Consider the following 26,948-nt stretch of genomic DNA (forward strand, 5'->3'; position numbering starts at 1 on the left):
AGTAATACTCGGTAGCCGTGGTTTTCGCCCAAATACGGCCTAGCCACACCAGCTACGGCAATAGAAGGGCGTTTGTGATGGTTACTTATCGCTCGATCTCGCCAGTACTGGTGTCTCATCTGTATCTTCTCCCGCCTCTAATACTGACAAGCATACTTTTGAGAATTGTATCACTCTCAAGCTTAACTAAAGACGAATGGTCTGGCACCTATACGTACGTCTGTACACCGCATGAGGTGGTCGGCATGAAGGGTGCCATTCACGTAGAGTTATCTTCTCTCCGCCCTGATGACGAGGTCTTAGCCTTACTATTTCCAGCCGGCGAAAACGCTACGAGACCATCGGGTGACCGCTCTCTTCTACCCGAGATAGCGTCCGTCACACGGACTCCCGAGCCGGTTCCTCCGTCGGATCGATGCTGAAAAACACCCGTCCGAGTGCCCGTGCCATTCCGACAAGCGTCAGCGCCCACACCACCAGCGCAAACCAACTCCAGTACACAGGCACGACGGAAAGCAGTCCGAAGGTTCCAATCCCGGCGAGATTCAGCGTACACGCCGTGTACATCCCCATCGGGAACACCCGCCCCCACGCAGTCGGCGAGTACGTGTGAACCCCCCTACCGAATCCGAGCCGCAACCACGGGGCCACAATCACCCAAATTGGCGGTCGGCCGTCGACCCCATCGGTGAGGAACTTCCAGACGTCAATCGCGAGCAGCAGGGGGATCCACCAAGAGGCGATCGCCCACGCGAGGAACGTTACGCCGACTATCACTGGTGCATACGGTTCCCAGCCTTGAAACGCCACCAGCCCCGGGCCGAGCGTCGTCCCCGCGAGCGTCGTGATCGCCGCCGCGCCCATCGTGATCCAATACGGGCCGGTCCAATCGTCCGGGCGGATGGGGCCATCGAGGAGTCGATAGCTGACGACAGTAACGACGACGAAGTAGAGGACATACCCAGAGCCGAAGTAGCTCATGCTCAACAGGACGACTACGTTTCCGTACCCTGCCAGCGGTTCAGCAAGCAACCCGCCGAGGACTGCGAGCGACTGCATGCAGACGATCACGAGCAAGAAGGCGCCGTCGATCCGCTCGCTCACACCCGCCTTTCCCGTGCCGATGATCTCGGTTACAAACAGGTAGTACAGCAGCAGTGGCGTGGCGACGACGGTCACGCCCCACATCGCGGCCGCCACCGCGACAATATCGAAGAACAGCAGAAACTGAACCCCGATGGTATTCGTGGCAACAATGAAGGTCAGCGTGCCCCAGTGTCGGTCTCGGTTCCGTAGATCGGCGAGCGTGCGTTTGGGAAAGGCCGCAGCTCGAACTGCGAACAGCGCAAGCAACAACGCGTAACAGGCGACGTTGAACACCGCTAGCGGCCGCGCGATAATTGTGATACCCAGCTCGAAGAAGGAAATTGAGACGATCCCAGTCGACATGACGAATCCGAAGTATGCCGGGTCGAGTATCTTGAGAGCGCTACCGAGAGAGGCAGCGAGTGTCTCCCTGTTAACAGAGGTAGACCGGTCGTCGATTCCGGATGAATTGGTCATTTCAGTCGCTCAAAGTGGGGGTCGATCCCACCGTATTGTCGGATTTTGGCCGGGCGGATGGTAAATGGGTACCGTTACGAGATCACACCTAACCACATCCCGGAAGACATTCACCGAACATGTTCTTTCGGAGCAGTCTTATTCTTGAGATATTAAGTGACAGTAGTGGCGAAAACGCAAACAATCTACGCAAGGATCGGCGGAAATGAAGCTGTCGAATCTGTCGTGGCCGATTTTTATGATCGTGTCTTCTCAGATTCACTTCTTCAGCCGTATTTCGAAGATATCGACCGTGATGCGCTGTACGCTCACCAAGTACAATTCATAAGTGCCGTAGCAGGCGGCCCGGTATCATACGACGGCGCCGATATGCAGGCTGCTCACGAGGGAATGGGAATCACCGGGGAAGCCTTCGGTCGCGTTGCGACATACCTCGCCGAAGCGCTCAGAGAGAACGGTGTCACCGAGGACGACGTCGACGCGATCCTCGATGAAGTCGGTGCGCTCAAGCCGGATGTCGTGGCCCAGTAAACGCATGTAAGTCGAGAGGTCTTTCTGAGGAGCTTTTTTCACAACTCACTGCTGGACGCGATACACGTAGCCGCCACAACCGCACTGATCGACGACGCTGGTCTCTGCGTCCGGGTAGTGGTCGTGGATCGGCGCCTCAAGGTACTCCTCGGGAGTGCCGTGGTTCGGATGCGTGACGAGGTTGACGTGGTAGTCAGGTTCCGTCTGATTGATCGCCGCAAGGGCGTGCTCGATTAGCGTCTCTCGATCGTCAGCGTACCGTTCCTGTTCGAGGTTTGCGGACCACGACGCATCATGCTCCTCATCGAGAAATGAGGGTGCCAACTCGTTGGTTTCGGAGGCAGCCGTGGTACGTTCGCGGTCTGATTGCTGGTTCCGTGTGGACATGAGAATATGTATGAGACGGACACGCCTCCATGTCTGTGCGAACATGTTCGCTACGTTCCGCTTTGCGGAGAGCCAGGTCGGGGGTCACGGGTGCAATCCCGACGACCTCCCATTCGTCACGAATCGTTGAGACCGACGCTCTACGTATCGGTGTCTGTGCCGGGATCGAATTCGAGCGGATTTCGAGGGAGATCGTCGACGAACTCCCGGACGATCGTTCGTTCCACGCGTTGGAGTGTCTCGCTGCACGTGGATTTCGCGATCCCGACGTGTTCGGCGACCTCTGTCAACGTACAGGTGCGTGGCACGTCGTAGTAACCGCGTTCGACCGCCTCGAACAACAGCTCTCGCTGCCGCTCGGTGAGCGATTCAGCCGGGTTCAGCCGCTGTTGAACGTACTCGACATCGAACTCCGCACCGACGCCTCGAAGCATCTTCCCGAAGTCGGCGATGCGCTCGTGGGCGCCGGTGACGTCGATTCGGGCCACTCCGTTCTCGATCTCAACGGGCATCTCGATCGGGATGCCGGCCTGCCGTGCAGCCGCCATCAACAGCGGTGCATGTGCCTCGACTTGGACGGTGGCAACCCCGTCACTCAACGCCATTACCGAGACTTCCTCGATCGTGTCGTGGACCGTTATCGCGTCCAGAATTTCATCAATATCGTCAGCGGTGATCTTCACGAGCGCGAACCCCGCACCGTCTCCGGGGGTCGCACTGAGTACCTGAATCCGTGCTTCCGGGAAGTCCCGAGAGACCTCACCGACCCACGGTCCGTCTGGGAGATCAACGTTGAGTCGAGCCTGTGCCATATTCACCATTCGCTGTCACCGGGGAAATGGATTCGTCTTCGTACCCCGATCTCAGTGGATATCGGTTCGTCAGATCGGAGGCGAACGGAGACTCTCACGTGGATTTGGAGATGAGTGCCGCTTCGTATCCCACGGAGTGAGAGTCATCCTATCCCTTTTCGGTCTTTCTGCGAGAATATGAGAACACACCGGAATATCGATTACCATGACAAATACAAAATCAGATATAGCAGTCACATTCAATCCACAAGAATGGGTCGACGGACCGTACCACCTAGACGATGGGGCAGACAAACAACTGACTCCCGCCAAAAATCGGGAACCAGTAACGTTCGAAATACCCTGGGAGGACGGAACTGACGAGGAGGGAACTGTGTTCCCGGACGAATCGTACGAGGCGAATCAGTTACAATCGCACCCTGCTGCTCCGGAGTGGGTCCGAAATTGGGATGGGCCATACTACGTTCGGACAAAATCGGTTGCCGACGAGTAACGGGCAATTGACAGAACAGATCAAGTACCTCGAGAATAGCAGAAGTGAACCATGGCCGCTGAAATCTCACGCTGGTCGCGTCGATACGTTCTCATCGGGGTGATCGCACTCTGTTGTTGGCAGGTTGCCACTGTTGCTGGCCTCCCGCGACGCACGACGGTGGCGTTGGGCGTGTTCGGGTTCGTGTTCCACGTCATCTTCGGCAAATCCTACGCCCTCGTGCCGGCGTACTTCGACGCTGATCTCGTCTTCGAACACGCCCCGATGGTCCAGTTTCCCTTCATCGTTATGGGGACTGCGTGTTTCGCGCTCGACCCGCTTCTCGTTCGTCGCTTCCGTGTCGACCTCGGCGTTCTCGGCGGTGTGCTCTGGGCGGTCGGCGTCGCCGTGTTCGTCGGATCAATCGTACTGACGATCGCCGGACCACTCCGACGCGGGACGACTGGAACCGGGGATCACAACGCCGACCGACGGCCGCTCGACCGATTCGCGAATCGCTTCGTCCCGATCGTTCTCCTGTATCTCCTCGCCGGTAGCTACGAGAACGTCGCCGGACAGGCCAGCGAACTCCCGCCGCTGATCGGCGTCCAGGCTGCCGCAACGCATCTCTTGGCCGCCGGGGCTGCGACGTTGCTCGTGGTCACGCTCGGCTTTCGACTGCTTCCGCGGTTCCTCGGCGCACATCCGACCCGATCGTCGGCCGCCCTTGTCCTACCCGTTGCCGCGACTGCCCCCGGGATCATCGCCGGCGGGTTCGTCGACGAACGATTGCTCCCACTCGGTGCCGCTCTGATGGTGATCGCGATGGTCGGCTTCGCGCTCGTCGTCTTCGGAATGTGGTTCCAGTCCGACAAACGCCGAATCGGATTGTACGCCCTTCTCCCAAGCGCGACGTTCGGCGTCATCGGCGTCCTTTTCGGCGGTCTCTTCGCAGTCGGCGGAACGTCTCCGGCGTTGATCGAGACCCACCTCCGAGTCAACCTGCTCGGCTTTCTCGGCCTGATGATCGTCGGAACATCGTTTCAGTTCTATCCGCCGCGGCTGGGCGCGTTTCCCGGGTCGTCGAACCGTTCCGCGAGCGTAGCGATCGCTGCGCTCGCTTGCGGACTCGGGATTGAGATCCTCGGTGCCGCTGTGATCGCCGTCTTCAATTCCTCGACGGCGTCTCTTTCGACACAAGCGATCACTCTCGGCCGTTGGCTCACGCTCTTTGGTGCGTTCGGGTACGCGTACCTCATCGCGAGTGTGTTCAGGGCACGATCGACATGATCTTCTCGGTCAACTCGGCCGTATCAAATCGTCTTATCTAAACGGGGTACTTCTAGTGAACTACCCCACCCTACTCGCTCACGGCTGACGCCGTTCGCTCCTTGAGGGTGGGGCTTCCTGTTTCAACGACGCACTTTGCAGATACCGAGGTATCCACAGGGAGCGCAGTCTCCACAGGCGTTGATTCGGAGCGTCCCGCTCCTAACCGCTTCCTGATACCGCGAGAAAGAATGTTCCACGCCGCGTTCGCGTCCCTATCCGCTTCAAACCCACACGCCGGGCACGAGTGTTCCCGGATCCACAACGGCTTCTCGGTTGAAACGCCGCAGGACGCGCACTCTTTCGTCGTCCCTCTCGGGTTCACAGCGACGAAGTGTGTCCCTTCGCGTTTACACTTGTACTCCAGCATCCGCAGGAACGTCCCCCACGCTGCACCTGCGCGGTTCCGAGAGTTGCCCGGTAGCTCGACCAACCCCTTTGCGTCCAAATCCTCTACGGCCACGAGGTCGTATTCGCGGGCATAGTAGTTCGAGAGTTTGTGAAGAAAGTCGCGGCGCTTGTTCTTCAACTCGGCGTAGCGTTCGGCCACAACTCGGCGCTGTTTCTCCCAATTCGCAGACCGGTGCTGTTTCCGCGAGAGGTTGCGTTGGGCGCGTTCCAACCGCTCCCGCTCGGCGGACAGGTCGAGAGATTCGACGGCGGTTCCGTCCGTGTCGTGGGCGTACTTGAGAATCCCCACGTCGATGCCAACGCACTTCTCGGGATTCTCCGGCTTCTCCGGTGGGTTGTTTGGGGTTTCGACACCGAGGATGGCGTACCACTTACCGGTCGGTTCGCGTTTGACGGTGACGGTCTTGATTTCGGCGTCGTCGGGGAGGTCGCGGTGGAAGGTGATGGGGATTTCTCCGAGCTTCGAGAGCCACAGTCGGGTCCGACCGCTCGTGTTCTTGAGCTTGAAGCCGGATTGACTGTAGGTGAAACTGCGGTACTCACCCGGTACTTTCCACTTGAGCGTCCCAACGCGGTAGCCGTTCTCTTTCCGGCCCTGGAGTGTCGAGAGGTTGTCGTACAACCGCTGAACGACCTTCTGTAGCACCTTCGAGTGAACGGTTTTTAGGTCGCTCCACCACTTCTTGAGACTCGGCAGGAGTTTCTGTTCAGAGTACGACGAGGTGTCGTCGTTCCGATTCAGGCGGTGGAGGAAGTGGTTGTAGACCTGTCTACAGGTATCGACAGTCCACGCTAACTGTTCTTCGAGGGCGTCGGACGGTCGAAGTCGATACCTGTAGTTGTAGTTCATCGGGTGGTGCTACTCGTCGGGGTCGGTAGTTCTGACGACTTTCACGTCCGCGCCACGCCATCGTTTCGGGACAAGGACGTGAGCGCCGTTGCCGGTGGCTTTGGCCGTCCCGTCGATGACTTCGTGGCCTTCGATTTCGTGTTTATCCATCGCCTGTGTTTACACTTAATTTCAACATAAATGTGGCGGTGGCCCTGTGGTCCGAGCGTCGAACGTGTCTGAGAATCGTGCGGCGCTGTATCCCCTCCCTACTCGCTCCCTCCGGTCGCTCGTTGAGGAAGGGGCCTTAGCGGCTCAATTCAGGTAAACTAGGATCAAACGGAGGTACGTCACGTTTGTCCATTCACGTCACTGGTGGAAACGGTTTCGAGAAGAGTCTCGCAGCCACGCAAATTCTCCTGATTGACGACATTAACCGATGTATCCCAACCGCGGTAGTCTACTCAAATCTGGAGGCGCTCTATTTCATCCGACCCACATGTGGGACACTCATCTGCCCCCGATGAAAGATTCTCACCGCACTGGCGGCTCTCCACGACTACCTCAGTCTTGTCACCGAGTAGTAGCCGTGTAAGTACTGTGCGGACACTCATGGGATCCAGAGTTCTGGTGGTTGTGAGTTAATCCTACTGGTGATCTGTATTCCCTAGAAATTCGGTGCGTTCGACCCGAGTAGCCGCCAAAGGCTTACGTTCAAGGCCGATTGACAATTGTTTGGAAGGAATACTGTCACACGCCTCTTCCATCCCTTTCCATGACCGCTGACGAATCATCTCTCGGTCATTGCCCGGAATGTGGTGAGGACATCTCGGAGGCGTGGATTCTTGTTGAATATGAGAAGGACGACGGCACCAAGGGCGTGTGGGCCGAGTGTCCAGTGTGTGAAGATGTTGTAGCACCGGAGTAGTCGCAGACAGCGGAATAAAGTGTTCTTCGTCGCGCCTCTAGTATAAGTTCGAAAAGTGGAGATTTCAGCGGAAGTTAGGTGTCTCTGCTCGGGGAAAGTTCCATAGCATCACGGATCAGATGTAGTTGAGATACTGGAGCAAGCGTTCTGCCTTGGCGATCTAGAGGCAGACGCGACGCATTTTCCCTCTGAGACCAAGGTTGCAGTCTTCAGCGACCGGTAGTTCCTTACCATAGTGCGTCTGAAGACCGAGGTTTCACCAGAGGTAGTCTTCCGTGTACAGAGGCAGTACCACTCTCCTCTGGCTACTCGTCTGACCGAGACGCCAAGACGATTAGTGCAGTGCTATCCTCGACGGCATGGGGAGCGATCTCTTGGTCCCCGTCGAAGCAAGCCACGTCGCCTGCCGACAGCTCATGTGTCTCGCCGTCGAGTTCCAACTCGATCGCCCCCTCGATGAGATGGAACACGATTTTGCGGTCGGGATGCGAGTGAGGAGCGACTTCGCCGCCCGCGTCGAGAGTGAGTCTGATCGTCTTCGGTTCAGCGTCGGGGAAGACGTTGGCGTGGGGCTGTCCGTCCAGTTCGTTGAGGGTGTGTATCGTCGTCATGTATCGGTCGGATCGAATTCGTCGGTTCGGAGTCCTCGGCGGACCGGTTCGTGTTCGGCGTCGGTCGGCGGTGGAGCGGTGACGAGCAGCGCTTCGAGCCGCGAGTCGTCGTCGGCCTTGACACCGCGGTCGGTGTCCGCTCCGACGGTCACGACATCTCCTGGTTCGACGCGGTGTTCCGCATCCCCGTCGCGGATGAGCCCGGTGCCGGAACGGACATCGATCACCACGTCACTTGATGGAGCGTGAACCGGGATAAACTGTCCCGGTTCGAAATAGCCGCAGACGACTTTCATCTGTTCGCTCCGAAATACTTCGACTGTCGAGAACTTCTCGTCGTCGTACGTCCGTTCCGCGTCGAAGTCAACGGCCGTCATACCATTCGTCTTCAGTTAAGACTCACACCTCGGACGTGTAGCGGTAGCGAGCGTCTCTTGTAAGATCGGTCGCTGCCTGTGGATCTTTTGAGCGTCTTCGATCAGTCGTTCAAGCAGCGGCGGTGGTGAGTAGCCGAGGTACTCACCCAGTTTGTGGAGGAAAAGCTGGGCGTGCGACCGGAAGGTCGCCGCCCAGCGCTCTGTCGGAAACACGAGCTCATCATCCGCCTGTTCAGTGACCAGATCCAATAAATCGCGGCTTACAAGCAGCGACAGCAGTGCTGCGTATAGTAAGATCTTCACCACGTGTTCGTCGCTCGTGTCGAACTCATCCAAGTTGTACTGCGTCTTCAGCTCACGGAACAACAACTCAACTTCCCACCGACATCGGTAGATCTGCGCTAAATCAGCCGGAAAAAACTCCTTCCTCGTCAAATTCGTCATATACAGATGGTAGTCGTCGGCGTCCTCGTTGCGGACGCCGACGACGCGGAACCTCTTCGTATCCAACGACTGCGTCCCGTTGTACGGTCCTCGTTTGAACTCCACTTCGACCTCTACATCGATGTACCTCCGGTCAAGATCGTCGAGAACAGCTCGGAGCTGCTTGCCCTCCAAGGGAATGGCGCGGCCGCGCCATTCCCGTAATTCTGCCGTAATCACCGGGTTCGCGTTCTTCTTCAACCGGCTGACGAAGTAGCCGTCGTTCTCGTCGATCAGCGCAAACCGGCGGTACTTGAAGTAGGCGAGATCGAACAGCATGAGACGGTTCTCAAGCCATGGCCCTGTCTTGAACAGGGTGCTGTCGTGTGCTTTCTCGTCAGCAGTATCAATCTGTTCGATCGTCTGCTTTGTGGCATTATGGAGCAGGTGGAGCTTCGCTCCAGCCTGCTCCTCATGGGGGGCTTCGAACTGATCTGAAAGAAACTCATGTAACCGCAACACCGTTCCATCAGCGATCATCACATCTCTGAACCGGTCGATATCAGCAGCTGTCGCGTCAGGAACAGCGACCTCGTCGAGACCGCGCTCGACGAGGTCGCGGAGGTACTCCGCAAGCGTCGGAGTCAACCGCTGATAGAACCCACTCGGTGAGATCGTCTCATCGGCAGTCGAGTTGTAACAGCGTCTAAACCCGGCGAGTGTTCGGCTTTCGCCTGCGGCGAAGCCGAACACGAATGTCCAGACGAAGGCAGGAATCTGAAGCTTTCGGTCACGTTCGACCACGCCGAGTTCCTCGGCGTGCTGTTTGAGGAACTCAGAGGGAAACAGTGTAGTGAGCCGACGCATAATTCGAGATGAGGAGTCCTTGTCGTGCACAGACTGGACTTCCTCATTCCTTCCGAAAGATGTCCCGATAAACCACCGCAGTTACGCGGTTTCTTGCTTAACTGAAGACGGATGGCCGTCATACCGGATCACCCGTTCGGCAGGCGCCGCGGTCGTTTGTCCGGACCGCCGCTCGGGCGCCGGCGATGGACGATTTGCCCGCTCGATGGTTTTTAGGTTGGCCTAAATTCATGCGACTCAACCTGCGGCACGGAGCGGTAATAGGGTTGGGACGAACATGTTCCCGTCAGAACGCCCCCCGTCGACGACTACTCGCTTCCACCCTCGTCATCGGGCGATCGAACCTTGAACGGTCGCATCATGTCGTGGTCCTCGTGTTCGATCATGTGACAATGCCACATGTAATCGCCTGTCTGATCGGAGAACAGCCCCTTGAACTCCCCGAAGTGTGCGATCACGTGTACCACATTACCTGGGTCGACGGTGACCACGTCGTTCCACCCGAGTTCGTACGACTCGGGGGCATCGAGCGCGTCCAGATCGATGTCGTCTTCGGCGGGATCGTAATCAGCAGCCGACTGCCGTCCCAACACCTGGAAGTGAACGAGGTGGAGGTGTATCGGGTGGGACATCCCCGTGAAGTTGGCGAGACTCCAGATCTCGGTGTCCCCAAGCGTCGGGGTCTCGGTGACCGGGTCCGTGAGTTCGTACCCGATCTTTTCGTTGCGAGTCCCGAGTGCGTAGAGGGGCCGATCGTACTCGTCCGTTTGTCGGGCGAGCGTGAGGAAGCGTTCGGTGTCGACGGATTCGATCGGAATCTCGGGGACCTGCGTCAGTTCGTCTGGGAGTTGCGTTGGCTCCTGCTCGCTCTCCGCGGCTGCCACGTCGATAAGCATGACCTCCGGGAGGGGTTCGGAGTCCTCCGGCCCGATTCCGCTCGTCCCGCGATACTTCGCCGGGGCGTTATTATGCAGGAGCAGGGTCTCGCCCGCGTACTCGCTGAAGTCGACGACGACATCCGCGCGCTGACTCGATCCGAGTTCGAGACGGTCAGCGGTCTCGACCGGTTTCGAGAGGAGCCCGCCGTCGTTCCCGATCTGGACGAACGGCGGCCCCGCCTCACCCGTGTCGCCCGATTCATCGTCGTATTCGAGCAGCTTGAGGTTGTAGTATCGGCTGTTGGCCCCGTTGAGCAGGCGGAACCGATACTGTTCGGGATCGACGGACAGTCGGGGCCACGCCTTCCCGTTGACCGTCGACGTGTCACCGTAGAACTGCGGAACGATGCTTGGGTCGGGATGTGAATCGTTTTCATCCTCTTCTGTCGCTGGGACGTCCGTCGGGTAGTATAACGAGCCGTCCTCGTTGAAACTCCGGTCCTGCAACACGAGTGGGATTTCGTTGTCGCCCGTCGGAAGATCGAGCTCTCGTTCGTGGTCGTTCCGGATCAGATAGAACCCCGCGAGGCCGGCGTAGACATTCAGTCGCGTGATGCCGAGCGAATGATCGTGGTACCACAGTGTTGCGGGCGGCTGGTCGTTCGCGTAGTAGTAGTCCTTCTTCTCGAAGTCGGGGCCCGTCCGCTCGAAGTTGCGGGTGAACCACGCCTGCGGTTTCCCGTCGCTCTCGTGTTCGACATTGCCACCGTGGAGGTGCGGGACGACGCGGGCACCCGGCTCGTCGTACGGGATGATATCGCCGTGGATCGTCGGATCCTCCGGGAGCAGGTGTTCGTCCGGGAGGTGATTCTGCCACCGAACGTAAATCGGTTCGCCCTGTTCGGCTTCGATCGTCGGGCCGGGAAACTGCCCGCCGTAGCCCCACAGGGTCGTCGGCGGAAGGTCGCGGTGGAGCTTCTGTTCGATCTCGGCCATCTCCACCTCGTAATGAGGCTGGCCATCTTTCGTTCCGCTCGGTTCGATAACACCCGGACGAGGTATTTCGTCGACCCACCGTTCGAGATCCGGTGAGGAATGGGTCCCGTCGGACACTCCTTCGGCGTCTTCTGAGTCGCCCGCAGCTACCGGAGCGCCGATACTTTTCGCGGAACAGCCCGCGAACGCCGCGGTACCGGTGATACCCACGGCCGCGAGAAATCGCCGCCGTGCAACATCACTCTGGGATCGTCCAGTCTCGTCACCAACCATGTACGCGCTAGCCAGTTCATGTAAATAGGGGACCGGACAAACCCTGTTTAATGGGAATTAGTCCGAACATGTTCGCCGACAAAGACGGGATGTCAGAGCCGAAACTCCTCTGTTGACAACTGAGCCCACGAATATCCTCTTCATTCGACCGTCCTGAATCAAGACATCGGACAAGCTTCTTGGAAACAAAACCCAACGAATTATCCGAACCTACTCGTCGGATCCGGGATCGTACACGTCCGGATTCGGCTCCCCCTCGACGTCGACGACCGCGAGTGCGCCGCGGCGTCCGGCCCGTGAGAGCGCGTGGTCGACGATCTTGATCGGGCCCGGGACCGCGAGTTCCATCTCTCCGACGGTCGCCGTGCCGGGCGCGACCGGCGTGGTCTCGACGTATCGCGCTGGCGGGGAGACGAGGTCGCCGTCGCGGTACAGCCGCGACCAGACGTTGCCGATCGGGTGCCACGAGCTGGACTGGTTCGGGCCGCCGTTCACAAAGAACACGCGAACGGTCTCGCCCACCTCGGCGCCGATCGGTCCGAGCCGATCCTCGGTGAAGCCGTGGTGTTCGCCGTTGAACACGACGTACGTCGGATCTTCGGCGAGCATCGCACCGTGATCGAAGGCGTGGTGGCCCTTCTCGCCGAGGTCGCCTTTGGTGTACAGCTCGTGCTGACCGAGGTAGAGCTCGCGGTCCACCGCGGGCAGTCCCGCCTCTGGCTCGACGAGGATCGCGCCGAACATCCCGGAGCTGACGTGGTGGTCCATCGCCGGCACCGCGCAGTGGTAGGTGAACAGGCCGGGGAACTCGGCGCGGAAGCTCAGTTCCGCCGCGTCGTCACCGGGCACCAGCGTCGTGTCGACGGCCCCGCCACCAGGGCCGTACACGGCGTGGAAGTCGACGTTGTGGATGTCGCTGTTGTCGTCGGCCGGGACCTCGAACCGGAGGTTGACGGTGTCGCCCCGCCGGACGCGGATCATCGGCCCGGGAACCTGTCCCTCGAAGGTCATGTACTTGAACGTGACTCCGGGCTCAACCTCCGCGACAAGCTCCTTTGTTCGAAGAGTGACGTCGTGTTCGCGCGGCTCGTCCCAGTTCACAGGCGCCGGGACGTCGGTCGGATCGGCCGCGATCCGGTCGACGTGGACGTCACGTACAGGGTCCAGTTCGGGGACGACTTCTTCGTTCGGGTCCTCCGGTGGGGGCGTTTCCGCGTTCACCGGCGCGCCGATACAGCCGGCCACCGCGCCGACCGCTCCGATCCCGAGCGCTGCAACCATCTTCCGCCTGCTGAGGTCTTGTGACATGATGCTTCCCATCTCAACAGAGGCATCGTAGTGACATATATAATATATACTGTTCCCCAATATCGGGGTTGAAACGGCCATCTACCACCATATACGGGGTTTTAAATACTTAATAAGTATGTCGAGTACGGAATCGGACGGAAGTGAATTTCGAGCCGCGGTCCATGAACACACCCGGGCCACACGAAGATGAGTGTATCACGGCTGCTCGCACTTATCATCAAAATGACTCTCTGGAACGAGATTAAACAATCGTGCGACAGCGCGGGCGGTTGCTTGCTTGTTTTGAGTACGTCCGTTCAGTGGTGACTCGAAGTTCGAAATTAGCCGCCAAGCGAGAGTACCCCCGAGCAGCCGGACGGTTTGCCGTTGTTCGTCGGTGAGGCCACCCTGCGTCTCGAGTTTGGAGAGCGCCTCTCCGACCTGACGGCGTTCGATCCGTGCCGTATGATGTTGTAACCGTCTCCGGACGCAGCGGACGTCGATCCCAGTATCAGATACGTTGTCGCGACGATTTCGCCGTCGTTCCGTGTTATGCCGTTCAGAGGTCATAGTCGAATGTAGAGTAGCCTTGGAAGGAGAATTACGCGATCATGAGCAAGGATCTGTCTGTCGTAGTGGAATCGCTCTACTCGGTTGCCGTCTTCACGGCCTCGAGCAGCTCCTCGTAATCCGGCTCATTTGTTGGATCGTCTGCGACCCAGCGATACGTCACCGTTCCCGTCTCATCAACTACGAACACCGCTCGGTTCGCGATTCCGTACAGTCCGAGCTCTTCGATATCGATCTCAAGGCCGTACTGCTGGATCACATCACCGCTCATGTCGCTAACGAGATCGAACTCGATTCCGTGTTCATCACGGAAAGCACCCTGAGAGAACGGTGAATCGGCGCTCACGCCGAAGACCGTCGCTCCGACCTCTTGGAATGACTCGAGATTGTCTTGAAGCGCGACCATCTCGTTCGTACACGGTGGCGTGAACGCGCCTGGGAAAAACGCGAGCACGATCGGTCCGTCACCCAGGTGGTCTTCCAATTCGAACGTCTCGTGATCGCTCGTTCCGTGCGTCGCGGTGAACAGCGGTGCAGTATCTGAATGCTCAACCATCAGGATATATTTCTTGTTGTCCAAAGGATAAGCTTTACACGAACATGTTCGAGGGGAATCGAATTCACGTGGGTACCGGTCCTGAAGCGGTCATACTGGGAATCGACAGATCCCTCGGAATCAGGTCACTCGTGTCGAATCTCGATATACCACACGTCGGACCCGTCAGACATCGTTTCATACTGGAACCCGCGTTCTTCGAGGACCTGATACAACGGCTCCGGCTCGAAGCTGTTGATCAACAGTAGCGTCTCGTCGTCGGAGAGCGCTTCGAGCTCGGCCATGATGTCGCCGAACGGTTCGCCGTCGATCTCTCGGACATCCAGGCGACGATCGATCTCGTTTCGCTCAGTGGCCATATCCGTTCAAGTATCGACGGGGAGGTGCGTGTTCCCCCGAACGTATTCGGGGACGCGACCGTCCGCGGCGGTTAATGCTCGGTTCCCGCGAACGGGCATCGGTCGGCTCCGTTCGGCGGGGTCGCGGAACACGCGTTTGCCGTACCATCGACGAGCGCTCGCAGGCGTTCGATCGCCTCGTCCAGAAGGACGTATCCGATACGGTAGCCCGCTTCGAGGGACATATCGAACCCCGTTCGACGGCGGAAGAACGTCCGGACGGCACACTGGCACGCTTCGAGTTCCAGCGTGACCTCCCTCCCCCGATCGGTGAGTTCGACCCCGGCTTGCTTCTCGTATCGGAGGAGTCCGGAAGCGGCAAATCGATCGAACATCTCCGTCACGCTCGACGGCGAGACGTCGAGGCGATCGCTCACCTCACCGGTCCGAACTCGAGCGTCGCGACCTGTTCCGATCCGCCTGATCGCGACGAGGTACAGCCCGCCGTTGCGATCGACGCAGGCGGTGGGCCGCACGCAGCCGCAGACGTCCGCCTGTGCGTGGTCGATAGCCATTATCGTACGTCCGACGTGCACCGGACATGAGGGTACCTCCGAATATGTTCGGCGGAAACGACGCAGGGTCCGAAGCTGGACCGGAGGTATGGATCGACCACGCCTCACGACGCTGCTGACCTGGTCAGTCGTGGGGACGTACCTGCTCGTCGCGCTCGGAGCGACCGCCGCCGCGGACGGCGGCTCGCTGGTCGCCGCGGTCCACCAGGCCTCCGCGGTGGCCGTCGGGGGCCTGCTCGCCACCACGGCGCTTCTCGCCCAGTACTCGGCGGCCTCGCGTGGTGTTCGCGTCGGAACGATCGTGGCGGTGATCACGTACGTGGCACAGGCCGGTGTTGGGCTGGCGGGCCGAACCAACGTCGTGCCGTTCGACGGCGTCCACCTGTTGGGCGGGATCGCGGTGTTCTCCTTCCTCCTCGCGACGCTCGTAATCAGAGTAGAGACGACCGCGGGGGGACCGGTTGATAGCGGAACACTGAACGGGCCGAATCACGGCGTAACGCCGATCGCGTCTGACGGTGACGTTCCGTCCCCGGTGTCCGAACCTGGGTCAACTCGGGTCCGCGATCGGATGCGGACGTATCTCGAGTTGACGAAGCCCCGATTGATGTGGTTGTTGTGCCTGCTCGCGCTGGCGGGAATGGGACTGGCCGTCGCGACCGGCGCTGAACTGGACGGCGTGACGGTCGTGGCGACCCTCGGCGGCGGTGTCCTCGGGATCGGTGCGGCGGGGACGTTCAACCACGTGTACGAGCGCGACCGCGACCGCAAGATGCGACGGACCGCTGATCGACCGATCGCGACCGATCGGGTCGGAGTTCGACGCGCCACCGGCTTCGCCGTCGCGCTTGTTGTCGCCTCGATGGCGGTGATGGTGACGTTCGTCAACGCGCTCGCGGCCGTGCTCACGGTGGCGGCAATCATCTATTACGCGTACGTCTACACAGTCGTGTTGAAGCCGACGACCCGATGGAACACCGTGATCGGGGGCGGTTCCGGAGCGCTGCCCGCGCTGATCGGGTACGGTGCCGTGACCGGGACCGTCGGTCTCTCGGCGGTTCTCCTCGCGCTCGTGGTCTGCTGTTGGACCCCGGCACATTTCTACAATCTTGCCATCGCCCACCGTGAGGACTACGCACGGGCCGAGTATCCCATGTTACCGGTCGTCGCCGGTGTGCGGACCGCACGTCAGCGGATCTTCGCCTGGCTCGGACTCACTCTGATCGTCGCGGTGTTATTGGGGGTCATCACAGGTTTTGGTGTACTCTATGCCCTCACCACCACGGTGCTCGGAGCAGTGTTTGTTCGAAGCGTGGTCAAGCAGTATGATGTCAATGAGCGAAATTCCGAAGACGAACAGGCGGCCGCCTACAGAAGTTTCCACGCCTCGAATGCATTTCTTGGGGCCGTCCTCGTGGCAATTCTCGTCGAAACACTCGCAGTATAACTCGAGTACTGCGGCTTCAGCTACCGCTGGGCCGGCACTATCGTGAAATTGGAACGAACAGGTGCGTGTTGATATTCATTTTTGTTATCACCAACGGCTAAACCGTCGCCTGTCGTTCCGGCTCGAAACCGGAGCGCGTAGCCAGATCCAGAGGTGCTCTCCACCATTAAAACGTGTTCCACGGTCGGCGACAGGAGAACATGTTCGGTGGTCCTGTCAGGTATATGGAGAACGTACCCTGATTTATGGGTGCCATCCCGGGGAATATCGAAGCGGACCAACAGCCCCCAATGACGGTCCCATTACGGCATTTTGTTGTCGGTCTCGTATTTCTCGTCGCGGGAATTGGATTGGGGATTGGCTTACATCTGAACGCTGTCCCAGGACTGGGCCGGCTCGCTCACGTCCATCTCCTGTTAGCCGGCTGGATCTGTATCACGATCATGGGGGCGATGACGCAGTTCGTGCCCGTCTGGTCGGGCGCGACCCTCCACTCGCAGCGACTCGCAAACGTACAGTTGGGGCTGGTCGTCGCCGGTCTCTCTGGGTTCGTCGTCGCATTCCTCCTGGTCGAGACAGCGTGGCTGATCCCGTTCGCCACGCTCATGCTCGTCGGCTTCTGGGCGTTCGCGTACAACATCATCCGAACGCTCGCCACGGTCGAGGAGTACGATGTCACCGAACGGCACTTCCTCGGCGCGCTCGGCTTCTTCCTCCTGTTGACCGTTCTGGGCGTCCTCCTCGCGATCGATTTCACGGTTCCGACGTTCTCGCGAATCGGCGTCAGCCGGTCCAGGGTGGTGGGCGCCCACGCGACCCTCGCGGTCTTCGGTGCCGTTCTCACGACGGTGTACGGCGCGCTGTACCAGCTCGGAACGATGTTCACGCAGACGGAACTCCACGGAATCGACCACCGTCTCCGGTCCATCGAAGAGATCGCGCATCCCATCGGCGTGGTCGTGCTCGCGGTCGGTCGACTCGTGGGTCACGCCCCCGCCGCGCGGGTCGGCGGTCTGCTGATCCTGTTCGCCGCGTCGGCGTTCTCTCTCATCTTGGCACGCAAACTGTACGAGATGCAGGTCGAACGGACCCCGATGCACACGCGGTACATGGTGGCAGTGGGAGCGCTCGCGCTGTGGATCGCCGTCACAGAACCCGCGTGGATATCTGACCCGTTGACGCGCGATCACCTGCTCGGCGCGGCGAACGCTGGTCATCTGCTGTTGTTGGGTGCAATCGGGTTCGTCGTCGTGGGGACGCTGTATCACATCATTCCCTTTGTCATCTGGGTCAACCGGTACAGCGATCTGTTAGGGTTAGAGGACGTCCCGATGATCGACGACCTCTACGACGATCGGATCGCCGCGATCGACGGGGTACTCCTCGGGGGCGGAAGCGCACTGATCGTGGGCGCGAACCTACTGGAAGTCGCCGGAACGCCGGGGCACCTCGGCGGACTGCTAGTGGGCGTCGGCGTCGTGGCGTTCGTGTCCAACTTGGTCCTCATGTTGGTCCGTCACAGCCCGCATTCGATTGATCGGATCGTGTTGGGGTCATTCTCGCCGCGCAGAGCGCACGATCTCGATGAGGCGGCCGACGACTAGATTTGCCAGCAGAACGCCCGGGGATCGTCCTGAGCGTAGGTCAACACTCATGAACACGGGACCAACTGGACTGTGGACGTGGACACAACGCTTCACGGTGGCGAGCGTCGGGTCGTTCGTGGGCTCGCTTCTCGCATTGCTCGGTGGGGCAAACAAGGTTGCCGTCCTGATCGGCGTGTTCGGCTTCGTCTGTCCGATGGTGTTCGGAATGGCGTACCTTCTGCTTCCCTCGTACGTCGGCAAGACCCTCGTCGATCAGCGACTCGCGGGGATTCACTTCGGGCTCGCCTATGTCGGTGTCAGCCTTCTCGTGGCGGATCAGTTCGTTACGGCGGGGATTCTCCTGAGACCCCTTGGTGTGACGCTCTGGACGACCGGTGTCCTCATTTTCGTCGGGTCGTTGCTGGCGACTGTCGGTCCAGCTGCGGTCGGCACAGTAGCTGGAACACTTGGAGGAAGTGGACGATCCCAACGCTCGACTCGACTGGCCACAGCGATGATTCCGGTTGCTGTCTGCTATCTCCTCGTCGGAACGGTTGCTCTCCTCATGACCGTCGCCCCTTTGGGAATCGGGACGGTCACAGTAGCACAGGTCACCCACTACTACCTCACCGGGTTCGCAACGCTGCTAATCTACGCGCTCGGCATGCGGTTGCTGACGGCGTTTTTCCACGTCTCGTTACCTCGCCCCGTCGTCTGGATCGTGCTCGTGGCCGGAGCCCTGGCGCCGGCCTTTCTGGGGACGTTCCTCTGGATCGATCCGTGGTTCCGGGTCGGCGGCGTTTTCGCGACACTCGCGATGCTCGGGTATGCAGCCCTCGTGCTATTCGTTATTCTGAAAACGAATCGCAGACGGGTCGGTGTATCCGGGATCGCACTCGGTGCGATCGCAGGAGGGACCGCCGTCGTGTCGGTCGTTCCGGTGGCGTTCGGGTTCGGGGATCCGATATCGCTCGCCGTCCATCGAACGCTCATCCTCGCCGGATTCTTTCCGCTCACAATCGTCGGATACGCGTACCTATTCTTCCCAATTACCGGCGGTCAGTTCACGGGGGCGAACCCACGCGCGGCCCGTGTGACGATCGCATTGCTTGGAGCCGGTGTCGCCGTACAATCGGTGGGAGTTGCCCTTCAGTACGAACCGGTACGCGTGATCGGAATTCTCGGGTCGGTAATCGGTGCGATCGGATGTGGCTACCTCCTCGGATGCCGGTTTGTGAACGGTTGATACCCGACCGTTTTCGGACGAGGAGACCGCCATCCGAACATGTACGGGAGTAGGAGTACCCCTCACGATCTCGAACAACTGGGTATGCCCAGCTTTCCGTCGCTGTTCGGGTCCGACGACAGCGACCTGTTCGACGGGTACGACGAGTTCGTTTCGGATCACGTCCCGAGGCCGGGCGAGTTCCTCGAACCTCATGATCTGCTCACCGGGGCGGACCACGTCGCGTTTCACCGTCTCACGCGCGACTGCTTCGAGGACCGAAAGGTGTACGATATGACGTTCAACTACAATCTCGCCCGGCTGAATCTCGACACGCGGCACACGAGCGCCGGCTACCGCTACGCCGTCGAACGCGACGACGCTGATGACGCCGTCGAGGCGGACGACATCGACCGCGTACTCCGTGCCGAGTTCACGCCGACGACTCCATTCTGTCCACAGACCCACACGCTGACGATCGGGTCGTTCCGCGCGTGGAATGGGCTCTCTGAACGACATGAGTACGACCTCATCCGCGTCCGCGCGGCACCCATGCACCACCAGAGCGAGGCGATCAACGAGCAGCTCGCCGACCTCGAGCAGACGTATCTCGAGACGGGAGACGTGACCGCCGATCCGGAGGGCGACACCGAAATCGGGTCGAACCCGATGGAACGTTCGATGAAAAACGAGGGACCGAGCCGCGGATCGCCGGACGCTCCGTTCTGAAAGGATCTGGTCCCCCCAGGGCAACGGCCACTGCGTGATCGGTACCGCGATTCGGGTCTCGCTCCGGATCAGTCCGTTTTCGAAACAGCCTCGTCAGAACGGTGCGTTTGGATCCTCCGCGGCAGTCGGGTCGTCGTCATGCGTTTCGGCCTTCCCAATCAATACTCTAAACTCGCCGGGGTCACGCTTGCGATACTCCCAGTAGAACTCCGGGCCAGCCTCGGCGTCGAACTGGTGGTACAGCGGCTTCGGGTCGTGGTCGTTCACGAGGGTAAATCCTTCTCCGTCGTCGAGATCTGCGTACGTCTCAAAGATCTTCTCGTGTCGTTGCGCGGGTGGAAGGTCGCGGACGTCGAGCTCAGCCGTACTCTCTGGGATCTCGACGGACGCTTCCGTGGACACCTCGTCATTGTCAGACATCGCGGATGTGGGATCCTCACCGTCAGCTGTGGATTCACTTCGTTCAGACTTTGTGATCCGTACCCGACAGCGACCGGGCTCTTTTTCGACTACCTCCCAGTCGAACGTGTCATCATATTGCTCCCGAAACTCGCGACGGAGCGGTCGCGGCTCGTGCGGAGCGATGAGTTCCATCGTCTCGCCATCGGGTATCATGCCGTACCGGTGGTGGATCGTCTCGTGGCGATCCGGCTTCGGGATCTCCCGGACATCGTATCGCGTGATTACGCCCTCGTTGTCGGCTATCGAAGCGTCGGTCTTCACGATTTTGACGCGCCACTCACCCGACTCACGACTTGTATACTCCCAGTCGATGACATCGCCGTGCATCGATCGAAGTTCGTAGTAGAGCGGCTTCGGGTCGTGGTCATTGACCAGCACGAACCCCTCACCAGATCCGAGGCGATTGAACGTATCGAGTAACACCTCGTGTCGCCGCTGCGGTATCAGATCACGCACGTCGAACGTCCCTAACTCCCCGTCACCGAGTGGTTCCTGTTTGGACACCCCGACCTCGCGCGGTTCGGCGTCAGGATCCTCGTGGGCCCAGTCGAGGGCACGGTTCCGTTCGATCTGGTACCGAAGCAGATGAGCGTCGATGTCTCGATCAGAGATAACGAGGACTTCGGTACCCGTCTCAATCTCGTCGAACGCGTCGTCGATCCGGTCTTGGAACTCGCGAGGCGAGGAATCCCGCAGGTCGATTTCGGTAACCATCTCTCGGATCGAGTACGGTCGCGAAGGAAGATGGTCCCTCAGCCGAACTTGTTCGGGACATCCGTGAAACGAGACGGAATTGAGATCTGAATTATCGGATGCTCACCAATCCAGTACAAGAGTTTCGGCCGCTTTCGAAAGACAAGTCCGACCCATGAATTCGGTAACGCTTTCGCGAACGATCGACGCGCCTCCGACTGTTGTCCGCGAATCGATGAACGAACTCGATCAGTTCATGCGAGCGTCGGGGTTCGATGAGGTTCACGTAGACGGCGAAACGGTTCGCGTCGCGAACGAAATGGGGATCGCGACTATCGAACTCACGCTTGAACTCGTTGACCGTCCTGACGCCGACCTCGCCTACGAACAGCGCAAGGGCATCTTCGAGGAGATGCGGACAGCGTACACCGTCACATCAGATCCTAACGGGAGCGAAGTGGTCGCAACGACGGAGTTCGCGCTTGACGTTGCGATCATCGGAGATGTACTTGACTCAACGATCATCAAACGCCAACGGCGAAAGGAACTCACGGCTCAGGTCGATTGGCTTGAAGAGGGGACAAGCTTAAACGAAGGTGAGGAGTGACTAGACGACTTCCCAGATGATGTCCCGTCGAAGATCACGATCAAGGAGATCAACGATAATCGCTACTATCAGCGATTCCCATAGATCGCTGTCAAGGCGGCCCTGCCAGAAATCGATATCCTCGCGGACGATCGATTGGACTCCCCACAGAACAATCCGACTCTCATCCGGGATCCCACCACGAAGCCAACTCTCACCGGGGATGTCGATTAGGCCGTCCATCCAAGATTTCGACGTCAACGTGAGCGCGATATACTGATCGCCGTAGAACGGACGGCCTTCGTGATTCGAGAGAATGATCCATGGCCGAGCATCTCTCTCACCTTTGAACGGATCATCCCCGTAGACGACGTCGTCACGCTCGAAAATCGGTGTCTCTTCGTCGGTCACTGTTCGTCCTCGACGCTCGGATGTGGTTCCTCGGGTGCGTGTTCGCGCCAGGACTCCTTGTCCTCTGTACCGAGTCGCTGGTTGAACAGGGCGGTCGCTCGTTCGTACCCGCTGTATCCGTCGAGTCGCTCTGTGTCGTCGGTTATCGCCCAGTACGTCGCTTTGTGTTCGACGAGATCGCGGTCCTTCAGTCTCGAGAGCGCGGTGCTGACCGCGCCCTCATCGAGACCGATCTGAGAGGCGATTTCGCGGGCCTTGAACGCGCGATCATCGTTGGCGGCGAGAAATCCCAGCACCTGATCCGGGACGGAAAGTTCCTCGAGTTCGTCCTCGCTCGTCTTCTCGAAGGTATCTCGGTCGATGGACATCGTTGAGCAGAAATACGGTGTCAATCGTAATGAGTGTTAGGTGTGAAAGCGACGAAATGGCTGAAGGGGATACTCCGCCCGTAGCCTCGTCGAAGCAGTTCGAGAATCGTATACATTGAGACGGCCAGTCTCAACTACCAGTGGGCGTCCATTTTCGAGTTGTTTTACCGATCTATAACGTAGAAACCCGTTCTCTCTGGTCAGATACGCGAATATAGTTCGTCGGGCAGCGATGGACGCATCCAGAATTCATGCGTCCCGTGCCCTTGTGGAGGTGCATATATGAATAGAATACTTTTCATGCTATTTGACCTATTCCAGTAAACCTCCTTCCTGAAGAGATGGACATCCCCCCGTCGTTCTCCTTGAAAAGAAATAGAATGCTATTCAGACTATTTTGAAATCGCATTCTTTCGTTCTTGCTCGAACCGTTCAGCCACCTCGTCAACCAAGTCTTCCTCTACAACCGTGCGCAGCAACGCATCAGTCATCTCACGGACAACGATATTCTGATAGCCGCGAGTACTTAGCTCGCGCTCTAATTCGTAGTTCAGCCAGGAATCGAAGTTCTCGATAGTCTCTTCGCGAGCGTAAAACGGCCGTTGATTGGCTGCCTCGTATGAAAAGGCAGTATCTGTCATCGGGTCCAGTTCCTCGACGTCCCCCTCATCCGGTTCGTCGACGTGTTCGGTTGTCGTGTCTGAGGCGGGTGGCTCGCGCGGTTCCTGTTCACTCTTCGTCTCGTCCTGATCGTCAGCATCGTCATCCAGCGTCTGACTAAGATCTGCGAACGGGTCACCGTCGTCAGCCATGCCGGACCACCTCACCGGCCTCGACGATGTGCGCGAGTTCGTCGAAATTCTTCAGTTGATCACAGTTGGCGTCGTAGTCCAATAGCGGTTTGCGTTCACCGTACGCTTTCGTGATACTCGTTCGGTCTCGGATACCTGGTGTCGGACTAATGTCGCCGCTGCCCACAGCCTCCCAATCCGTGATTCGAGCGAAGTTCGGAATACGGTCCTGCAAGCTGTTGTGGGAGTTCAGCCGTTCGAGGAGCTGGCGATCTTGCGTTTGCTGGTCGATACGCCCATCCAGCATATTCGGGACGAGTGCGAGGACGTCGACGTCCATGTGCTTTCGCAGCGGAGCAATCTGGCGCTCGATAGTGCGTTCCAGTCCGGACATCGCCTCGTTGCCGGGCGCTAGTGGAAGAACAAGATTAGACGTCGCGACGAGAGCGTTGTCGGTCAGTCGCGAGCGATATGCGGGCGAGTCCGTGACGATGAAGTCGTATTCGTCGCCCAGCAGCGGCTCAACGACTTCGCGCTTCAACAGAGCAGACGGCTGGAAGACGTCACCGACGACGATTTCTCGCTCGACTTGCTCGAGATCCTCGCTCGAGGGAAGGATATCGAATTCATATTCGGTATCGTAGACGACTGAGGTTGGATCTGCCTCATCGAAGAATACCTCACCGATGCCCTCGTCTGTATTGTGATAGTGGTCATCGAACCCGAGACCGACTGAAGCGTGTCCATTCGGATCGAGGTCAATGAGGAGGACATCATGGTCGTGGGTGGCGAGTTGACGCGCGAGATTCACTGCGATGGTTGACTTGCCAACGCCACCCTTCAGCATGCAGACTGAGACAGCCCGAGAATTCCCCGCTGTATCCACGGATTCGTACGGGCTATTTGGGCTATTCGTGCTATCTATGCTATTCCCGCTATTCGTTCCCGCCATGCTATTCTGGAATAGTGCCCTATCCCCTCTTATAACTAAGGGCAGTGAATAGCCCGAATCGCCAAGATAGACCGAATAGTTTGAATAGTAAGAATAGCATGAATAGTATGAGTAGCAAAGGTAGCCTGAATTGTTAAAATAGCATAAGTAGTATCGATAGAAAATCTCTATGAATAGGATGCTATCTTAGAATAGTATCCGATTTCAGAATACCCCTAATAGTGCAGGGCTAGTACGTGCCGCAGGCGAGAGGATTCGTACCTACTCCGTCCCTTTGTCAATGACGGCCTCGTCCAGTCTCTTCCAAACAGTATCGAACAGCGGTGGATCACCGGTCAGGTCTGGAAGTGAGGTTTCCCACTGGCGCTGAATGTCCTCGCGCTGGTCACCCGGCAGACCTGTGGTGAGATCGACGTCAAGGTCGTCGTGGTCGCACTTTGCTTCGAAGGCAGGCAGGACAACGTCGAACTCAATCTCAACAGATTCGGTCTCTAAGAGCTGATAAAGATCGTAGTAGTCTCTGGCAGCACCCCGTTGGAAGATCGCCCGAAGTTTCTCCGCGAAGATCTCTTCGACACTATACGCCTGCAGTTCGAACTCCGGGATATCCTCGTAGGAGTGCGTATGGTGAACCGAGTCGAATGCGACGTACTCGTCGACCATCACGTCGAGACTGGTCGTATTCGGATGGTCAAGCACCGCCCGATACTGGATGCTCATGTCGACGTAGTGTGTCGGATAGTGTTGCTGGCGGGACTCGTGGTGCTCGCTGATGGTGAACTCAATCCCGGAGCGCTCGGTAACTGTGTCAAGGACATCACGGAGGTCGTCTTCTGATTCGTTGTACTGACCTTCGACGCCGAAATCGAGATCCTCTGAGAATCGCCACGACTGGGGGAAGTACAGTTTGCTCAGCGCCGTTCCACCTTTGAACATGAGGTTCTCGCCAAAGTCACTCGTGAAGATACCCCAGAGAATCCAGGAGTTGACGTAGTTCTTCTCAGCATAGCCCTGGCGGACACCTAGCTCACGGGCAAGGACACGGAGTCGGTTTTGACTGATCATTAGAATCAGGACTCCGTCGGACCGAGCGTGCCCGGGTCAACGTTAATTCGGAGGCGATACTCACTGTCGTATAATCCCTGCTCGCTCTGCGTCGGGTCGAGCAGCGAATACCCGCTCGTGAACGACGCGACGAGCGTCTCACGCGTTGGGAGGTCGATATCCAGTTGGTCGGCAAGGTAGACGATTCGCTTGGTCGCCGCACCGTTGTCGAGTCGCTGGAGGTACTCACCGACGGTCGCCCACGAACAGTCCTGGTCGTCCGCGGCGACCATTGCTTTCGCGAGTTCTCGGATACCACCGCAGTACTCGGGATGGTCGGCACAGTCGACGAGCGTCTTCTCCAAGTCGGCGATGTTCACGGCGGTCCCCTCAATGGACGTCGGCTCGTAGCCGAAGAACTTCCGCTCGGTGACCGTCGCAACGCGATAGGGGACGCCGTGAATCTCGCGACTCTGGGCTCGCGTTGGGGTGACGACGTAGACGGTTCGAGGAACCTGCTCGGTCAGCCCGTGATGGCTGAGGGCGCTGTAGTAGCCGATGTACATCGGCTCAGCGACGTGCGAGGCGATGAGATACTCGTGGGTCGTATATACGGCCTCTTCACCGGCAGCGAGTGGGATGATGAGATATCGGCCGGGGAGCAGCCGATCCAGCCACCCTTTCTCGGTGAGTCGGGAGGCGATCTCGCGGGCGGTGTTCGGCGCGACCTCGAGTGTCGCCTCGATATCGTCGATCGAGATGATTTGGTGGCCCTCCGCGGCGAGATGCGAGAGGAGTCGGCTCTCACGGGTCGAAAGTCCCTGCCGTATAGTTTGGGTCTCTTGTGTGGAACTCATACCTGCATTTCGTACATAGAATATGAAGCCCGGCAGGCTTCAACGTTGCGCCTCCTCCACCCTGCCGGGCAGACACCGGATTATGAGCCTAGTTAGAGTGATTGAGGGCCGGTATCGACAACGCTGGCAAATGCGACGTTCTCTTGGACCTGGTCGATTTCGATGGTCGGCTCGTCACCGGGCTGCGCACCTGGAATGATAACGACATAGCCGCGTTCGACCTTCGCGATTCCATCGCCTTGATCGCCGACTGTCTCGATCGTCACGTCACGGACTTCCCCTTCAGTGACCGGTGGGGTAGGTGGTCCAGAATTTCGTTCGGACGGAGCGGGCTGCTCCTGTGCTGTGCGTTCGTCAGCTGTCTTCGTCGAGGATTGTCGTTGCGTGAGTACGCCGATCCGGTATGTTTCACCAGGAGAGATAGCGCCGTGATCAATCTCAGTTTGCGGAACTTCGAGTGTATATGTCTCTCCTCGTTTTTCTACAGTTGCGCTAAACAGACTCTGGAGCGACTCTGGAACCTCAACCATACGCTGACCTACAGCCCCTGGTAGTTAATCGGTTATCTTCCGCGAAGATAGGTATCTATTCAGGAAGGCTCGTGTTTCCTGGAATTTCCGGAAAACTATGAGGTGCAATTCCAGCAGAATCGCCTGCCAGCGATACAGTATCCGGGTAGAACCCAATTACAAGTGCTTCCTTTCCGGAAGCGACCCGGTCACTCCATCTGTCTTTAGTTAAGCGAGAAACCGCGAGATAGCGGCGGCTTATCGAGGCATCT

Annotated in this window: 30 protein-coding genes and 1 pseudogene; 9 read left to right on the plus strand and 22 right to left on the minus strand. The window is 58.7% G+C overall.

Translation table 11 applies throughout. The features are described 5' to 3' along the window. Positions 1 to 77 precede the first annotated feature (77 nt). The gene (locus tag OKW78_RS05010; RefSeq protein WP_233139251.1) at positions 78 to 422 is read left to right on the plus strand and encodes a plastocyanin/azurin family copper-binding protein; all 345 of its coding nucleotides are present in this window, start codon (positions 78 to 80) and stop codon (positions 420 to 422) included. On the opposite strand, the gene OKW78_RS05015 is transcribed toward OKW78_RS05010, so the two are convergent. After that, positions 379 to 1,563, minus strand: coding sequence for a tellurite resistance/C4-dicarboxylate transporter family protein (locus OKW78_RS05015; protein ID WP_095638118.1), 1,185 nt, complete (start codon positions 1,561 to 1,563; stop codon positions 379 to 381). The two genes, OKW78_RS05010 and OKW78_RS05015, sit on opposite strands and share 44 nt — an antisense overlap. A 165-nt stretch (positions 1,564 to 1,728) precedes the next feature. On the opposite strand from OKW78_RS05015, the gene OKW78_RS05020 reads away from it, so the two are divergent. Beyond that, positions 1,729 to 2,094: a group 1 truncated hemoglobin gene (locus OKW78_RS05020; RefSeq protein ID WP_186313448.1), complete on the plus strand. Its 366-nt coding sequence runs from the start codon at positions 1,729 to 1,731 to the stop codon at positions 2,092 to 2,094. Positions 2,095 to 2,139: 45 nt separating this feature from the next. Here OKW78_RS05020 and OKW78_RS05025 read toward each other — a convergent pair whose 3' ends face one another. Together OKW78_RS05025 and OKW78_RS05030 are read right to left on the minus strand one after the other, a co-directional pair. Then, the gene (locus OKW78_RS05025) at positions 2,140 to 2,526 is read right to left on the minus strand and encodes a CGCGG family rSAM-modified RiPP protein (protein ID WP_233139242.1); all 387 of its coding nucleotides are present in this window, start codon (positions 2,524 to 2,526) and stop codon (positions 2,140 to 2,142) included. Between the two features lie 95 nt (positions 2,527 to 2,621). Then, complete coding sequence (locus OKW78_RS05030) at positions 2,622 to 3,293, minus strand: helix-turn-helix domain-containing protein (protein ID WP_144927952.1); 672 nt, start codon at positions 3,291 to 3,293, stop codon at positions 2,622 to 2,624. A 544-nt stretch (positions 3,294 to 3,837) separates the two neighbouring features. On the opposite strand from OKW78_RS05030, the gene OKW78_RS05035 reads away from it, so the two are divergent. Then, complete coding sequence (locus OKW78_RS05035) at positions 3,838 to 5,055, plus strand: hypothetical protein (RefSeq protein ID WP_144049585.1); 1,218 nt, start codon at positions 3,838 to 3,840, stop codon at positions 5,053 to 5,055. A 70-nt stretch (positions 5,056 to 5,125) separates the two neighbouring features. Here OKW78_RS05035 and OKW78_RS05040 read toward each other — a convergent pair whose 3' ends face one another. Together OKW78_RS05040 and OKW78_RS05045 are read right to left on the minus strand one after the other, a co-directional pair. Then, positions 5,126 to 6,355: an RNA-guided endonuclease TnpB family protein gene (locus OKW78_RS05040; RefSeq protein WP_144927947.1), complete on the minus strand. Its 1,230-nt coding sequence runs from the start codon at positions 6,353 to 6,355 to the stop codon at positions 5,126 to 5,128. A 9-nt stretch (positions 6,356 to 6,364) separates the two neighbouring features. Further along, complete coding sequence (locus OKW78_RS05045; protein WP_144049586.1) at positions 6,365 to 6,505, minus strand: DUF2080 family transposase-associated protein; 141 nt, start codon at positions 6,503 to 6,505, stop codon at positions 6,365 to 6,367. 604 nt (positions 6,506 to 7,109) lie between these two features. On the opposite strand from OKW78_RS05045, the gene OKW78_RS05050 reads away from it, so the two are divergent. Then, positions 7,110 to 7,262, plus strand: coding sequence for a hypothetical protein (locus OKW78_RS05050; protein WP_186313447.1), 153 nt, complete (start codon positions 7,110 to 7,112; stop codon positions 7,260 to 7,262). Between the two features lie 305 nt (positions 7,263 to 7,567). On the opposite strand, the gene OKW78_RS05055 is transcribed toward OKW78_RS05050, so the two are convergent. The 8 genes from OKW78_RS05055 to OKW78_RS05090 all read right to left on the minus strand — a co-directional run bounded on the left by OKW78_RS05055 (position 7,568) and on the right by OKW78_RS05090 (position 15,016). Beyond that, a complete protein-coding gene (locus OKW78_RS05055) occupies positions 7,568 to 7,873 on the minus strand; it encodes a cupin domain-containing protein (protein WP_095638124.1) in 306 nt (101 codons plus the stop codon). After that, positions 7,870 to 8,250 (minus strand): cupin, encoded by a 381-nt coding sequence (locus OKW78_RS05060; protein ID WP_095638125.1) that lies wholly within the window; start codon positions 8,248 to 8,250, stop codon positions 7,870 to 7,872. Before OKW78_RS05060 ends, OKW78_RS05055 begins: the two co-directional genes overlap by 4 nt. Positions 8,251 to 8,265: 15 nt before the next feature. After that, the gene (locus tag OKW78_RS05065) at positions 8,266 to 9,540 is read right to left on the minus strand and encodes an IS4 family transposase (protein ID WP_128904735.1); all 1,275 of its coding nucleotides are present in this window, start codon (positions 9,538 to 9,540) and stop codon (positions 8,266 to 8,268) included. A gap of 308 nt (positions 9,541 to 9,848) precedes the next feature. Beyond that, positions 9,849 to 11,687 carry a multicopper oxidase family protein gene (locus OKW78_RS05070; RefSeq protein ID WP_144927944.1) on the minus strand — a complete coding sequence of 613 codons (1,839 nt, stop codon included), beginning with the start codon at positions 11,685 to 11,687 and terminating at the stop codon, positions 9,849 to 9,851. A gap of 210 nt (positions 11,688 to 11,897) precedes the next feature. Continuing rightward, the gene (gene nirK, locus OKW78_RS05075) at positions 11,898 to 12,968 is read right to left on the minus strand and encodes a copper-containing nitrite reductase (protein ID WP_186313446.1); all 1,071 of its coding nucleotides are present in this window, start codon (positions 12,966 to 12,968) and stop codon (positions 11,898 to 11,900) included. Positions 12,969 to 13,623: 655 nt separating this feature from the next. Further along, positions 13,624 to 14,103: a redoxin domain-containing protein gene (locus OKW78_RS05080; RefSeq protein WP_095638127.1), complete on the minus strand. Its 480-nt coding sequence runs from the start codon at positions 14,101 to 14,103 to the stop codon at positions 13,624 to 13,626. Positions 14,104 to 14,228: 125 nt separating this feature from the next. Continuing rightward, a complete protein-coding gene (locus OKW78_RS05085) occupies positions 14,229 to 14,462 on the minus strand; it encodes a DUF2249 domain-containing protein (protein ID WP_095638128.1) in 234 nt (77 codons plus the stop codon). Positions 14,463 to 14,533: 71 nt separating this feature from the next. After that, a complete protein-coding gene (locus tag OKW78_RS05090; RefSeq protein ID WP_095638129.1) occupies positions 14,534 to 15,016 on the minus strand; it encodes a metal-dependent transcriptional regulator in 483 nt (160 codons plus the stop codon). 88 nt (positions 15,017 to 15,104) lie between these two features. On the opposite strand from OKW78_RS05090, the gene OKW78_RS05095 reads away from it, so the two are divergent. The 4 genes from OKW78_RS05095 to OKW78_RS05110 all read left to right on the plus strand — a co-directional run bounded on the left by OKW78_RS05095 (position 15,105) and on the right by OKW78_RS05110 (position 20,003). After that, positions 15,105 to 16,463, plus strand: a complete 1,359-nt coding sequence (locus tag OKW78_RS05095; protein WP_095638130.1) for a heme o synthase — start codon at positions 15,105 to 15,107, stop codon at positions 16,461 to 16,463. Positions 16,464 to 16,708: 245 nt separating this feature from the next. Then, positions 16,709 to 18,067: a cbb3-type cytochrome c oxidase subunit I gene (locus OKW78_RS05100; protein WP_144928141.1), complete on the plus strand. Its 1,359-nt coding sequence runs from the start codon at positions 16,709 to 16,711 to the stop codon at positions 18,065 to 18,067. A gap of 49 nt (positions 18,068 to 18,116) precedes the next feature. Beyond that, positions 18,117 to 19,295 (plus strand): hypothetical protein, encoded by a 1,179-nt coding sequence (locus OKW78_RS05105; RefSeq protein WP_144928144.1) that lies wholly within the window; start codon positions 18,117 to 18,119, stop codon positions 19,293 to 19,295. Positions 19,296 to 19,379: 84 nt separating this feature from the next. Beyond that, entirely contained in the window at positions 19,380 to 20,003 is a 624-nt protein-coding gene (locus OKW78_RS05110; protein WP_095638133.1) for a hypothetical protein, read from the plus strand. Positions 20,004 to 20,096: 93 nt separating this feature from the next. Here OKW78_RS05110 and OKW78_RS05115 read toward each other — a convergent pair whose 3' ends face one another. Next, complete coding sequence (locus OKW78_RS05115) at positions 20,097 to 21,179, minus strand: DUF2249 domain-containing protein (protein ID WP_095638134.1); 1,083 nt, start codon at positions 21,177 to 21,179, stop codon at positions 20,097 to 20,099. 154 nt (positions 21,180 to 21,333) lie between these two features. On the opposite strand from OKW78_RS05115, the pseudogene OKW78_RS05120 reads away from it, so the two are divergent. Then, positions 21,334 to 21,849, plus strand: a pseudogene (locus OKW78_RS05120) (SRPBCC family protein). Here the strand turns inward: OKW78_RS05120 and OKW78_RS05125 are convergent. The 8 genes from OKW78_RS05125 to OKW78_RS05160 all read right to left on the minus strand — a co-directional run. Then, complete coding sequence (locus OKW78_RS05125; protein WP_144928147.1) at positions 21,766 to 22,155, minus strand: type II toxin-antitoxin system PemK/MazF family toxin; 390 nt, start codon at positions 22,153 to 22,155, stop codon at positions 21,766 to 21,768. The pseudogene OKW78_RS05120 and the gene OKW78_RS05125 sit on opposite strands and share 84 nt — an antisense overlap. Beyond that, positions 22,152 to 22,523 (minus strand): helix-turn-helix domain-containing protein, encoded by a 372-nt coding sequence (locus tag OKW78_RS05130; protein WP_094530790.1) that lies wholly within the window; start codon positions 22,521 to 22,523, stop codon positions 22,152 to 22,154. Before OKW78_RS05130 ends, OKW78_RS05125 begins: the two co-directional genes overlap by 4 nt. 392 nt (positions 22,524 to 22,915) lie before the next feature. Beyond that, positions 22,916 to 23,335, minus strand: coding sequence for a hypothetical protein (locus tag OKW78_RS05135; RefSeq protein WP_010890437.1), 420 nt, complete (start codon positions 23,333 to 23,335; stop codon positions 22,916 to 22,918). Further along, on the minus strand, positions 23,328 to 24,266 hold the full coding sequence (locus OKW78_RS05140; RefSeq protein WP_115864494.1) for a ParA family protein: 939 nt from the start codon (positions 24,264 to 24,266) through the stop codon (positions 23,328 to 23,330). Before OKW78_RS05140 ends, OKW78_RS05135 begins: the two co-directional genes overlap by 8 nt. A 261-nt stretch (positions 24,267 to 24,527) precedes the next feature. Next, positions 24,528 to 25,331 carry a nucleotidyl transferase AbiEii/AbiGii toxin family protein gene (locus OKW78_RS05145; RefSeq protein ID WP_210113744.1) on the minus strand — a complete coding sequence of 268 codons (804 nt, stop codon included), beginning with the start codon at positions 25,329 to 25,331 and terminating at the stop codon, positions 24,528 to 24,530. A 5-nt stretch (positions 25,332 to 25,336) separates the two neighbouring features. Then, positions 25,337 to 26,167 (minus strand): type IV toxin-antitoxin system AbiEi family antitoxin, encoded by an 831-nt coding sequence (locus tag OKW78_RS05150; RefSeq protein ID WP_210113745.1) that lies wholly within the window; start codon positions 26,165 to 26,167, stop codon positions 25,337 to 25,339. A 92-nt stretch (positions 26,168 to 26,259) separates the two neighbouring features. Then, on the minus strand, positions 26,260 to 26,697 hold the full coding sequence (locus tag OKW78_RS05155; RefSeq protein ID WP_210113746.1) for a TRAM domain-containing protein: 438 nt from the start codon (positions 26,695 to 26,697) through the stop codon (positions 26,260 to 26,262). A gap of 55 nt (positions 26,698 to 26,752) precedes the next feature. Beyond that, positions 26,753 to 26,948: hypothetical protein (locus OKW78_RS05160; protein WP_281194156.1), on the minus strand; the 196-nt coding region annotated here is incomplete at its 5' end.

The sequence above is a fragment of the Halorubrum sp. F4 genome (assembly GCF_027257195.1).
In the GTDB taxonomy this organism is placed as follows: Archaea; Halobacteriota; Halobacteria; order Halobacteriales; family Haloferacaceae; genus Halorubrum.

What these genes read in the sequence shown, in the direction of transcription:
- OKW78_RS05090 (WP_095638129.1), bottom strand. Translation starts at nt 15,016, where the DNA reads ATGGCTATCGACCACGCACAGGCGGACGTCTGCGGCTGCGTGCGGCCC.
- OKW78_RS05050 (WP_186313447.1), top strand. Translation starts at nt 7,110, where the DNA reads ATGACCGCTGACGAATCATCTCTCGGTCATTGCCCGGAATGTGGTGAG.
- OKW78_RS05065 (WP_128904735.1), bottom strand. Translation starts at nt 9,540, where the DNA reads ATGCGTCGGCTCACTACACTGTTTCCCTCTGAGTTCCTCAAACAGCAC.
- OKW78_RS05145 (WP_210113744.1), bottom strand. Translation starts at nt 25,331, where the DNA reads ATGATCAGTCAAAACCGACTCCGTGTCCTTGCCCGTGAGCTAGGTGTC.
- nirK (WP_186313446.1), bottom strand. Translation starts at nt 12,968, where the DNA reads ATGGTTGCAGCGCTCGGGATCGGAGCGGTCGGCGCGGTGGCCGGCTGT.
- OKW78_RS05115 (WP_095638134.1), bottom strand. Translation starts at nt 21,179, where the DNA reads ATGGTTACCGAAATCGACCTGCGGGATTCCTCGCCTCGCGAGTTCCAA.
- OKW78_RS05140 (WP_115864494.1), bottom strand. Translation starts at nt 24,266, where the DNA reads ATGGCGGGAACGAATAGCGGGAATAGCATAGATAGCACGAATAGCCCA.
- OKW78_RS05105 (WP_144928144.1), top strand. Translation starts at nt 18,117, where the DNA reads ATGAACACGGGACCAACTGGACTGTGGACGTGGACACAACGCTTCACG.
- OKW78_RS05085 (WP_095638128.1), bottom strand. Translation starts at nt 14,462, where the DNA reads ATGGCCACTGAGCGAAACGAGATCGATCGTCGCCTGGATGTCCGAGAG.
- OKW78_RS05080 (WP_095638127.1), bottom strand. Translation starts at nt 14,103, where the DNA reads ATGGTTGAGCATTCAGATACTGCACCGCTGTTCACCGCGACGCACGGA.
- OKW78_RS05025 (WP_233139242.1), bottom strand. Translation starts at nt 2,526, where the DNA reads ATGTTCGCACAGACATGGAGGCGTGTCCGTCTCATACATATTCTCATG.
- OKW78_RS05150 (WP_210113745.1), bottom strand. Translation starts at nt 26,167, where the DNA reads ATGAGTTCCACACAAGAGACCCAAACTATACGGCAGGGACTTTCGACC.
- OKW78_RS05130 (WP_094530790.1), bottom strand. Translation starts at nt 22,523, where the DNA reads ATGTCCATCGACCGAGATACCTTCGAGAAGACGAGCGAGGACGAACTC.
- OKW78_RS05040 (WP_144927947.1), bottom strand. Translation starts at nt 6,355, where the DNA reads ATGAACTACAACTACAGGTATCGACTTCGACCGTCCGACGCCCTCGAA.
- OKW78_RS05035 (WP_144049585.1), top strand. Translation starts at nt 3,838, where the DNA reads ATGGCCGCTGAAATCTCACGCTGGTCGCGTCGATACGTTCTCATCGGG.
- OKW78_RS05010 (WP_233139251.1), top strand. Translation starts at nt 78, where the DNA reads ATGGTTACTTATCGCTCGATCTCGCCAGTACTGGTGTCTCATCTGTAT.
- OKW78_RS05030 (WP_144927952.1), bottom strand. Translation starts at nt 3,293, where the DNA reads ATGGCACAGGCTCGACTCAACGTTGATCTCCCAGACGGACCGTGGGTC.
- OKW78_RS05055 (WP_095638124.1), bottom strand. Translation starts at nt 7,873, where the DNA reads ATGACGACGATACACACCCTCAACGAACTGGACGGACAGCCCCACGCC.
- OKW78_RS05070 (WP_144927944.1), bottom strand. Translation starts at nt 11,687, where the DNA reads ATGGTTGGTGACGAGACTGGACGATCCCAGAGTGATGTTGCACGGCGG.
- OKW78_RS05045 (WP_144049586.1), bottom strand. Translation starts at nt 6,505, where the DNA reads ATGGATAAACACGAAATCGAAGGCCACGAAGTCATCGACGGGACGGCC.
- OKW78_RS05060 (WP_095638125.1), bottom strand. Translation starts at nt 8,250, where the DNA reads ATGACGGCCGTTGACTTCGACGCGGAACGGACGTACGACGACGAGAAG.
- OKW78_RS05110 (WP_095638133.1), top strand. Translation starts at nt 19,380, where the DNA reads ATGCCCAGCTTTCCGTCGCTGTTCGGGTCCGACGACAGCGACCTGTTC.
- OKW78_RS05015 (WP_095638118.1), bottom strand. Translation starts at nt 1,563, where the DNA reads ATGACCAATTCATCCGGAATCGACGACCGGTCTACCTCTGTTAACAGG.
- OKW78_RS05095 (WP_095638130.1), top strand. Translation starts at nt 15,105, where the DNA reads ATGGATCGACCACGCCTCACGACGCTGCTGACCTGGTCAGTCGTGGGG.
- OKW78_RS05135 (WP_010890437.1), bottom strand. Translation starts at nt 23,335, where the DNA reads ATGGCTGACGACGGTGACCCGTTCGCAGATCTTAGTCAGACGCTGGAT.
- OKW78_RS05100 (WP_144928141.1), top strand. Translation starts at nt 16,709, where the DNA reads ATGGGTGCCATCCCGGGGAATATCGAAGCGGACCAACAGCCCCCAATG.
- OKW78_RS05155 (WP_210113746.1), bottom strand. Translation starts at nt 26,697, where the DNA reads ATGGTTGAGGTTCCAGAGTCGCTCCAGAGTCTGTTTAGCGCAACTGTA.